Source organism: Aurantivibrio infirmus (assembly GCF_054767315.1).
This window is the reverse complement of record NZ_BAAFSK010000006.1, coordinates 324,390-334,724: the sequence shown is the minus strand read 5'-3', so window position 1 is coordinate 334,724 and position 10,335 is coordinate 324,390. Positions and strand designations below refer to the sequence as shown.

10 protein-coding genes are annotated in these 10,335 nt (G+C 42.8%); all 10 read left to right on the top strand.

Going from position 1 to position 10,335, the window contains the following annotated elements:
• The first annotated feature begins 790 nt into the window (after positions 1–790).
• The 10 genes from rpmH (at position 791) to ACYUCY_RS15275 (ending at position 10,294) form a co-directional block, all read left to right on the top strand.
• The gene (gene rpmH, locus ACYUCY_RS15320) at positions 791–925 is read left to right on the top strand and encodes a 50S ribosomal protein L34 (protein ID WP_460227390.1); all 135 of its coding nucleotides are present in this window, start codon (positions 791–793) and stop codon (positions 923–925) included.
• 76 nt (positions 926–1,001) lie between these two features.
• Positions 1,002–1,388, top strand: a complete 387-nt coding sequence (rnpA, locus tag ACYUCY_RS15315; protein WP_460227389.1) for a ribonuclease P protein component — start codon at positions 1,002–1,004, stop codon at positions 1,386–1,388.
• On the top strand, positions 1,376–1,684 hold the full coding sequence (yidD, locus tag ACYUCY_RS15310; RefSeq protein WP_460227388.1) for a membrane protein insertion efficiency factor YidD: 309 nt from the start codon (positions 1,376–1,378) through the stop codon (positions 1,682–1,684). The genes rnpA and yidD overlap by 13 nt, the downstream gene beginning before the upstream one ends.
• Before the next feature lie 6 nt (positions 1,685–1,690).
• Positions 1,691–3,391 carry a membrane protein insertase YidC gene (yidC, locus tag ACYUCY_RS15305; RefSeq protein WP_460227398.1) on the top strand — a complete coding sequence of 567 codons (1,701 nt, stop codon included), beginning with the start codon at positions 1,691–1,693 and terminating at the stop codon, positions 3,389–3,391.
• 22 nt (positions 3,392–3,413) lie between these two features.
• Positions 3,414–4,796, top strand: coding sequence for a tRNA uridine-5-carboxymethylaminomethyl(34) synthesis GTPase MnmE (mnmE, locus tag ACYUCY_RS15300; protein ID WP_460227387.1), 1,383 nt, complete (start codon positions 3,414–3,416; stop codon positions 4,794–4,796).
• Positions 4,797–5,288: 492 nt separating this feature from the next.
• Positions 5,289–7,208 carry a tRNA uridine-5-carboxymethylaminomethyl(34) synthesis enzyme MnmG gene (gene mnmG, locus ACYUCY_RS15295; RefSeq protein WP_460227386.1) on the top strand — a complete coding sequence of 640 codons (1,920 nt, stop codon included), beginning with the start codon at positions 5,289–5,291 and terminating at the stop codon, positions 7,206–7,208.
• Entirely contained in the window at positions 7,205–7,858 is a 654-nt protein-coding gene (rsmG, locus tag ACYUCY_RS15290) for a 16S rRNA (guanine(527)-N(7))-methyltransferase RsmG (protein WP_460227385.1), read from the top strand. Before mnmG ends, rsmG begins: the two co-directional genes overlap by 4 nt.
• A gap of 19 nt (positions 7,859–7,877) precedes the next feature.
• Complete coding sequence (locus tag ACYUCY_RS15285) at positions 7,878–8,702, top strand: ParA family protein (protein ID WP_460227384.1); 825 nt, start codon at positions 7,878–7,880, stop codon at positions 8,700–8,702.
• A gap of 64 nt (positions 8,703–8,766) precedes the next feature.
• Complete coding sequence (locus tag ACYUCY_RS15280) at positions 8,767–9,675, top strand: ParB/RepB/Spo0J family partition protein (protein WP_460227383.1); 909 nt, start codon at positions 8,767–8,769, stop codon at positions 9,673–9,675.
• 235 nt (positions 9,676–9,910) lie between these two features.
• Positions 9,911–10,294, top strand: coding sequence for an ATP synthase subunit I (locus ACYUCY_RS15275; protein ID WP_460227382.1), 384 nt, complete (start codon positions 9,911–9,913; stop codon positions 10,292–10,294).
• Positions 10,295–10,335: the final 41 nt, after the last annotated feature.

Sequence of the window (10,335 nt, the reverse complement as noted above, 5' to 3'; positions counted from 1 at the left end):
TTTAAGGCCATCTTTCACTAATTTCTGAGTCACAAAAGCCCTACGCCATCAAAACTACTGATTGCGTCTTGGCTAAAGCCATATTTGGAAGATGAGCTATTTGGCCGTACTGACGTTCTACTTTTAGCTGGCTCTGGTACCTGTTTGAGCGTAAATGTTTTTAACGGCTCGAACCTGGCTCGCCTGGGTTTTACTTTATCAACACCTAATCAACCTTATAGTAATTATTAGCCTTCACTAGGTTTTGAAATGTCCAAGCACTAACGCAACTAATCGTTGAATTAAAAACAGTCCAACTTAACTCCTTGACGCCCAAATTGTCGTTTAAACAGATTTTAGGCCTAACTAAGGATTAGCTTGGAGAAAGCGAAGTCTACTCTCGTTAAAGGAGTTTATCCACAGCCAAATGTAAAAATCTTTAATATTTTTAATTTAATTTTATTCTTAATAATCAACAACTTAAGCGAACAAAAAATCAACAAACAATCCACAGTATAAAATTAATTTCAGTACAAAATATAGGCGTCGCCTGTGTATAAGTTGTGGATTTATGGTTAATAAACAGTCTTATATACAGTTGTTTTGTTGGAATAGTTTGATTTTTGAACGATATGAGCTCTGCCTGACAAACAAAAGAAGTACTTTAATCTCGGATTTGCGTTGATTTGAGCGAGCGAATTCTTTAGAATCCCGCGTCCTTAAATGGCTGTCTCTCGATTAACTCAAATGTGGATCAAAAGCAGCGTTTAACAACCACCTTCTATTAATAGTTATTTGTCGGGTCCAAGCCATGAAAAGAACATTCCAACCTAGCGTACTAAAACGCAAACGAGCTCATGGTTTCCGCGCGCGAATGGCAACTAAAGGTGGCCGTAAAATTCTCGCTCGTCGTCGAGCAAAAGGTCGTAAGCGCCTTTCAGCGTAAATTCGTCATATCGCTAACTGACATTCATTGGTAAAAGCATTTCGATAGTGCGATTCCGGTTACTGTGGGGTAGCGAGTGGCCAAGTTCCCATTTAAAAAACAATCTCGTCTACTTCTCGCCGCTGAGTTCACCCGGGTGTTTCAATCCGCCGACTTTAAGATCTCTAGCGCCCAGCTACTCATCCTAGCCAGTAACAACCGGCTTAACCGTCCGCGTCTCGGCCTCGTCATTGCAAAAAAAAATGTTCGCCTGGCGGTTCAAAGAAACCGAATCAAGCGTCGTATCCGAGAAACTTTCCGCTTAAAACAGCACAAAATGCCAAATATCGATGCTATAGTGCTGGCCCGGCGCGGCATCGATAAACTGAGCGACCAGCAACAGACCGCGCTATTAGATCAACAATGGCAACGCTTAATTAAACGCGTTAACAAAAGCAGTGTGACACCTTCATGCGAAAGCTAGCCGTCTTACTAATACGCGGATACCGATATCTAATTAGCCCATTACTGGGTAACTGTTGTCGTTTCTATCCGAGCTGCTCTCATTACGGTGAAGAAGCCATTCAACGCCACGGCATCATCGCCGGTGGCTGGCTAACGACTAAACGAATACTTAAATGTCACCCTTGGCATCCAGGTGGCATTGATGAAGTTCCGGACTTTACTCAAACACTCTTTTTTAAATCGAAGCATCAAGATGCTTTATCAAACAAACAAGTAACCACCCTAAATTCAACTCAACCCGAAATACGGCAGTAATTAATGATGGATTGGCAACGAACAGGTTTATTTATTGGTATGGGCGTTATCGTCGTCCTTCTATTAATAGAATGGAGCGAGTTTCAAGAACGTCAGCAACCCGTTGTTGCAACAAACACTGCAACCTCGACCTCGATGAATAACAACAATATTCCTCAACCCGAAAACACCAACACGATTCCTGTTGCGAACGCACCAACAGATAGCGGTATTCCAACCATTACCCCAACTCAAACAGCGCCCGTAATCAACAATCAACAGGGTTCGCAACAGATTAATATTAAAACCGATACCCTCGATGTCATCATCGATACCTTCGGTGGTGACATCGTTAAAACTGCCTTGCCGCAATATCCCATCGAAATCGACAAACCTAACGACCCTTTAGTGCTTCTGAATCAAAACCAATCAACTATCTATGTTGCGCGCAGCGGACTGATTGGCGCCAACGGAACCGACGTCGCCAACAAACCCCGGCCACTATTTTCGGTCGCAAAAACTGATTACGAACTCCTCGACGGAGAAGATAACCTCCAGGTTGATCTGACTCTAACTCAAAACAACGTCGACATTATCAAACGCTTTACTTTCACCCGTGGCGAAAACCTAATTAAAGTTGAATACATAATTGATAACCAAAGCGACGGCGTATGGTCCGGTAATTTTTACGGCCAAATACGGCGTGATGACCATGAGCCAGTACAAACCGGACCGAGCTTCGGCGCGAGTAGCTTTTTAGGAGTCGCAACTTCAACCAGAGAAAGTAATTACGAAAAGTTTGATTTTGATGACATCACCACTACAAAAGAGAAGTTTGATAATACTGGTGGCTGGATGGCCATGGTTCAGCATTATTTTGTTAGTGCTTGGATTCCCAAGCAGGACGATTTAAATAATTTTGAAATTTATAAACTCGCCAATACTAACGAATATATTTTTGGTTTCTTTGGACCTGCGGTAGTAATTCCACCGGGACAAAAAGGTGTGTTAGGAGCAGATTTTTATTCTGGCCCTAAAGATCTACATCGAATGCAAGAAATTGCGACCCACCTGGAGTTAACTATCGATTATGGCTTTCTATTTTTTATCTCCAAGCCTTTGTTCTATTTTCTTCACTGGATACATAGCTTTGTCGGTAATTGGGGAATCGCCATCATCTTGATGACCGTTTCTGTAAAAGCCGCTTTTTTCCATCTGTCTGCCGCTGGTTATCGTTCGATGGCGAAGATGCGAAAGTTCGCACCTAAGATGGCAGAACTTAAAGAACGCTATGGAGACAACCGGCAAAAAATGTCGGAAGAAACCATGAAGCTCTACAAAAAAGAAAAAGTTAATCCCCTAGGCGGGTGTTTGCCCATGCTGGTGCAAATGCCAGTGTTTCTCGCTTTTTACTGGGTTTTAATGGAAAGCGTTGAGCTGCGCCATGCACCCCTGTTTTTGTGGATAAACGATTTGTCGGTTAAGGATCCGTTCTTTATTTTGCCGCTCATTTACGGAGCAACTTTTTGGTTTCAACAAAAGTTGAATCCAACACCACCCGACCCAACTCAAGCGAAGATCATGCAGATGATGCCTTTTGTATTTACCGTGATGTTTTTATTCTTCCCTGCCGGTTTGGTTTTATACTGGGTTGTGAACGGCGGCTTATCTATGGCGCAACAATATGTCATTACCAAACAAATAGATCGTGCTGATACAAAAAGTTAAACTCCCTCGGTGATACATTTTTATGTCATCCAATGAGTTTCTAGATACTTCAACCATCGCGGCGGTTGCAACAGCAGCGGGCCGTGGTGGTATCGGTATCATTCGAATCTCCGGTCCACTAGCAAAACCTATCGGCGAGCATATCGCTCAGCAAAAACTCTCTCCTCGTCACGCGCACTATTGTCAGTTTTATAGCAACGACAAAAATCAAAACATCGCTATCGATCAAGGTATTGCGATTTATTTTCAAGGCCCACATTCCTTTACCGGTGAAGATTGCGTTGAATTGCAGGGCCACGGTGGTCCTGTCATTTTGGATTTAATCCTGAACACGGTACTAAAGCATGGTGCACGCTTAGCGCAACCGGGAGAGTTTTCGCAACGTGCTTTTCTAAACGACAAAATCGATTTAGCACAAGCTGAAGCGATCGCAGATCTTATCAACGCCAACTCGCAACAAAGTGCACGTAACGCCCTCAATTCTTTACAGGGGGTATTTTCAAATAAAATAGACGCCTTGATCGACCAACTCACTCATCTTCGAATTTATGTCGAAGCCGCCATTGATTTTCCTGAAGAAGAAATCGACTTTCTTAACGACGGAAAAATAGCAACCTTTCTCGGCGAAATTCGCTCTCAATTAAAAGACCTTCTAGAAAAGTCACAACAGGGGATCATTATGAGAGAGGGAATTCGCATCGTAATTGCTGGCAAACCGAACGTTGGAAAATCAAGTTTATTAAATGCCTTAAGTGAGAAAGAGTCTGCCATCGTGACCGATATTGAAGGCACCACCCGGGATGTCCTTCGCGAACATATCAATATAGAAGGGGTACCGATCCATATTGTTGATACGGCTGGATTGCGCGATAACCCAGACAAAGTCGAAGAGATCGGCATCTCACGAGCTCATCAAGAGTTCGAATTGGCGGATCGCGTATTATTAGTTGTTGATAGCAATACAGAGGCGGAACTAGACCTCGAATCTATCTGGCCCGCTACCGGTGGACAGCAACCCGACCCTCAACGCGTGACCATACTTTGCAACAAGATCGATTTAAACGCCAAAGCACCTGGCGTCGTAAAGGGCCAAGAAATAACGACCATCAATATATCAACGCAAGATAAACGAGGTATTGATGACTTACGAAGGCATTTACTCGAGGTTGCTGGGTTTTCAAGTACCACTGAAGGAAGTTTTACCGCCCGCCGCAGACATCTAGACGCATTGATTCGAGCACAAGAACTCGTTGAACACGGCGCGAATCAACTATCGGTAAATGCTGGTGAACTACTTGCAGAGGACTTACGTTGCGCACAACAAGCTCTCGGTGAAATTACAGGAGCGCTGAATGCAGATGAACTACTCGGGAAAATCTTTTCTGATTTCTGTATTGGAAAGTAATAAATACCGGCTTAAATCCATAAAACCAACAACTTATCCACATCTAAACTCACCATCCATTAAAGTTGTTCACATTCATCCACAGGTTTATCCCCTAAGCGTTTGATCTTTTTAGATTTTTTATGAATTATGTTTATAACCCAGGAACTATTGATAGCAAAAGCCCTGAATCAATTTGTGAATAAAACCTCTTTTGCCACGCTCTGTTGATAAGGGCTATTTCAATACACAGCTTATCTTGATCCTACACTCAGCTAATTCGTGAAACACAAACAGGGTTAGCATTCACTTATATTGTTGTTTTTAATAGTTTTTTATGGGTTTTCCACAGCGGTATGCGTGCCCTATTACTATCACTACTACTAAAACTAAATATACTTACTAAATAAATATACTTATTAAAACTATTAAGAAGTCAGTAAGTATTTTGAACAGCTCAATGAGTGGCCCTATAATGCTCGGTTCATATATCCCTTCTTGAGATAAACACCCATGCGTCATCCTGAACAATTTGATGTCATCGTCATCGGCGGTGGTCATGCAGGTACCGAAGCCTGTCTCGCAGCGGCGCGCATGGGGTCTAAAACCTTGTTACTGACACACAGTATCGAGACTTTAGGGCAAATGTCCTGTAATCCCGCAATAGGTGGAATTGGTAAGAGTCATTTGGTGAAGGAAATTGACGCACTTGGCGGCGCCATGGCCAGAGCGACTGATAAAGCCGGAATCCAATTTCGTTTATTAAATGCTCGCAAAGGGCCTGCAGTAAGGGCGACTCGAGCACAAGCAGATAGGGAGTTATACAAAGCGGCAATTCGCCAAGAGTTGGAAAACCAGGCGGGTCTAAAAATATTTCAACAGGCCGTAGACGATCTCATTATTGAAAATGGTTGCGTCGTCGGTGTCGTTACACAGATGGGGCTGAAGTTTTTTGCGAAAACCGTTGTGCTCACAGCGGGTACGTTTCTCGGTGGGGTTATTCATGTTGGTATGGAAAACCACAGTGGCGGACGGGCAGGTGCTCCCCCTTCAATCGCCCTTGCAGATCGTTTGCGAGAACTACCCATCCGTGTGTCGCGATTAAAAACGGGAACACCCCCTCGAATCGATTCGCGCAGTATTGATTTTTCTGAACTCGAAGAACAGTGGGGGGACACACCTACTCCCGTTATGTCGTTAATGGGAAGTGAAGCCGATCACCCAGAGCAAATTTGCTGTTGGATAACTCATACCAATCAAAATACTCACGATATTATTCATAGCGGTTTAGATCGTTCGCCAATGTATACCGGTGTTATCGAAGGCATTGGCCCTCGCTATTGCCCATCGATTGAAGACAAAGTTCATCGCTTTGCTGATAAAACGTCACACCAAATCTTTATCGAGCCGGAAGGTTTGAACACCCACGAAATATATCCCAATGGTATTTCCACTAGCTTACCTTTCGATATTCAAGAAAAGTTTGTTCGTTCAATCAAAGGGTTTGAAAACGCACATATAACGCGCCCGGGTTATGCGATTGAATACGATTTTTTCAACCCGCAAGATTTGAATTACAGCTTAGAAACAAAATATGTGCAGAACTTATTTTTTGCTGGACAAATAAATGGCACGACAGGCTATGAAGAAGCGGCGGCACAGGGGTTGTTAGCGGGAATAAACGCGGCTTTGCGTGTTCAAGAAAAAGAGCCTTGGTGTCCTCGTCGAGATCAAGCTTATATCGGTGTTTTAGTTGATGACTTAATTACCATGGGAACAGCAGAACCCTATCGTATGTTTACTTCCCGAGCGGAATATCGATTGTTGTTGCGAGAAGATAATGCAGATTTACGACTAACCGAACAAGGTCGGGATTTAGGTGTGGTTTCCGATGATCACTGGAAACTGTTTTCAACTAAGAGAGAATCCATTGAGCTTGAAACTCAGCGCCTAAAAACGACGTGGGTACAAGCGAATTCAGAGCAGGCGGATCGCTTGCTTGAAAAATTGCCGTCTCCTTTGAATCGTGAATACAGTTTGTATGATTTACTAAAACGCCCTGAACTTGGTTATCGTGATGTCGCTAATTTAAAAGGCGAAAGCGTAAGTGATGCTCGCGTTGCAGAACAAATAGAAATCTCAGCAAAATATTCTGGGTACATAGATCGACAACAAGAAGATATCGACCGTTTAAAAGCCTATGAGAATACTAAAATTCCTGATTCTTTTGATTATGGAATAGTTGATGGCTTATCGAATGAGGTAAAACAAAAATTAATCTCATCGAAACCAGAAACTTTAGCGCGAGCATCCAGAATTTCTGGAGTTACACCTGCTGCAGTTTCCTTGCTTTTGGTGTATTTAAAAAAACAAGGATTGCTACGTAGAAATAAATTATCTGATAGCGATGAGTCAACCGCGCGGGTATCGTGAAAATTAGTGAGGACAAAAAAGCTGATCTTTTGGTTGAGTTGGGTGCTGGACTCGAACAGCTAAATATCAATGCAACGGATGAACAAAAAAACTTATTGATAGGTTATCTTTGTTTATTACAGCAGTGGAGCCAAGCCTATAATTTAACAGCGATAAAAAATGTCGGTGATATGTTGTATCTTCACATTCTCGATAGCGTCGTGATTGCCCCCTACTGTGAAGGAGTTAATTTTATTGATGTTGGAACTGGTGCTGGTTTACCAGGTATTCCTCTAGCAATTTTATTTCCCGACAAACACTTTACTCTGCTCGATAGTAACGGCAAAAAAACTCGATTTTTGTTTCATGTGAAAACAAGTTTGGGTCTACACAATATCACTGTGGTCCAATCAAGAGTTGAAACCTACCAGGCAGATCACTTATTTGACGGTGTATTAAGCCGTGCTTTTGCAAGCATTGGTGATATGCTAGCGGGCAGCGAACACTTGCTTGCCGAGAATGGTCATTTTTATGCGATGAAAGGTTTGAGCCCAACAAACGAGTTGGCGGACGTTTCTGAGTCGATTAGGGTGGAGCATAATTATTCGCTTCAAGTACCAGGGGTAGATGCCGAACGACACCTCACAGTATTACAAAAAATTAAAAATTAAAAATTAAAAAATTATTATTATGAGTCAAGCACATATATACGCGATCACGAACCAAAAAGGCGGAGTTGGCAAAACAACAACCTGTGTGAATTTGGCCGCGTCTTTAGTGGCGACTAAAAAGAAAGTGCTATTGATAGATATTGATCCTCAAGGCAACGCTACTATGGGCAGTGGGGTTGATAAAAACGATCTGGAATATTCTGTTTATGATGTGCTTTGTCATCAAATGCCGATCTCCGATGTTGTGCAAAAAAATGTGTTACAAGATTCAATTGCAACATCATACGACGTGCTTCCGGCAAACGCGGATTTAACTGCCGCCGAAGTTGAAATGTTGTCACTTGAAAATAAAGAGCAACGTTTGAAACAAGCGTTGGAATCGGTGCGGGAGTATTACGATTATATATTGATTGATTGTCCACCATCCTTGAACATGTTGACGGTAAATGCGCTTACCGCGTGTGATGGTGTCATTATTCCAATGCAGTGTGAGTATTATGCATTGGAAGGGCTCTCGGCTTTGGTGAATACGATTAATCAGATACAACAACACTTAAACCCCAAGTTAATGATCGAGGGGATTTTGCGGACTATGTATGACCCTCGCAATAGTTTAACCAATGATGTGTCACAGCAATTGACTAATCATTTTGGTGATCGTCTGTATCGTACTTGCATCCCCCGTAATGTTAGATTAGCTGAGGCGCCAAGCTTTGGCGTGCCAGTGTTGGTTTACGATAAACAATCGAAAGGCGCAATTTCTTATTTAACCTTGGCGGGCGAGATAATTCGTCGCAAAGAACAAATAGAAAAAAATAGAGCGCAACAATCACAAGCTTTTTAACAAGACCTTGTAAAAATTTAACCCCGTAAGAATAATAAAAATTAGTATTTAACGAGTAAGCAAAATGAAAAGAAAAGGTTTGGGACGAGGTCTCGATGCACTTTTAGGTGGTATTAATAACCAGACGCCACCCGTTGCTGTATCGCCAGGCACGCCAGAAGAAAGTGCCTCTGTTGATGCTGAATTAAAAAAAGACTTATCACACGTACCTTTAGATTTAATTCAGCGCGGTAAATATCAACCACGCAGAGATATCCAATCTGAAGCCTTGGAAGAATTAGCAGCTTCAATAAAAGCACAGGGCGTAATGCAGCCCATTGTTATTCGTCCGATTGATAATTCTCGCTACGAAATCATAGCCGGCGAACGGCGCTGGCGTGCTGCGCAGTTAGCAGGCTTAGATAAAATCCCTGCGGTTATTAAAGATGTTCCTGATGAAGCTGCCATTGCCATGGCGCTTATCGAAAACATTCAACGCGAAGACCTAAACCCAATCGAAGAGGCTTTTGCTTTAAAGCGTCTACAAGATGAGTTTGAGTTAACCCATCAAGAGGTTGCTGAAGCGGTAGGAAAATCGCGAACGACTGTAACCAACTTGTTGCGTTTAATTTCTCTAAGTGATGAAGTAAAAAAACTTCTAGAGCATGGTGATCTAGAAATGGGCCATGCGCGTGCGCTGCTCACTTTAGATGAATCCGAACAAAGAGATCTAGCTCGACAGGTTATTGCGAAAGAATTGTCGGTGCGACAAACAGAATCTCTGGTTCGACGCCTTCAGCAGCAAACGACAAAAGCCGTTCCTACCCACAAAATTGATCCCGATATCAAGAAACTTGAGGATAGTCTTGCCGAGCAAATTGGTGTTCCGGTGGCGCTCCAGCATTCAGCGAAAGGCAAAGGCAAACTCACCTTGAAATACAACAGTCTTGATGAGCTAGACGGAATCTTGAAGCATTTGAATTACCAGCAATAATTCAAATTTAACCTACACTCTTAGAGTTGAACTCAAACGTTCAAACCCCTATAATGCCGATCGCTTTTTTGGGCCAGAAGCTTCACCAAGCTGAAGCTAACTGTTGAATCATTTCTTGGATTTAACGGACACATTGAAAATCAAGCGAAGTCCCTGAAATACTGCCAAGTGCTGAGATTGGTCGGGTCGCTTTAATGCATAGGGTAGCCGGCAACACAGCAAGGTGCTGCCGCGAATGAATAGCATTAAAAAGCCGCCGATACACCTAATCCCGCTGGGGCAGGTGCTTGCGCTTGTGCCGATCTTGCTAATAGCGACTTTTTTTGATTTGACCTTGGTGTATTCCCTCGCATTGGGTGGAGTGATTCAAATACTCCCCAATTTATACTTCGCAATGCAAGCATTTCGCTTTCAGGGCGCAAGGGCTACACGACAAACGTTAATAGCGTTTAACAAGGGAGAGGTGGGTAAATTTATACTCACCATTATTGGTTTTGCAGTAGTGTTTGCGATGGTAAAACCACTAAATGTGGCCGCGGTGTTCGGTGCCTATGTTGCAATGTTGTTGGTTCAGGTGATTGTTACGCATAACATCATCCAGGCCAATAAAACCAAATAGCGAATATACAACCGCGTAAATGTGGCAAAAACAGCGGCATT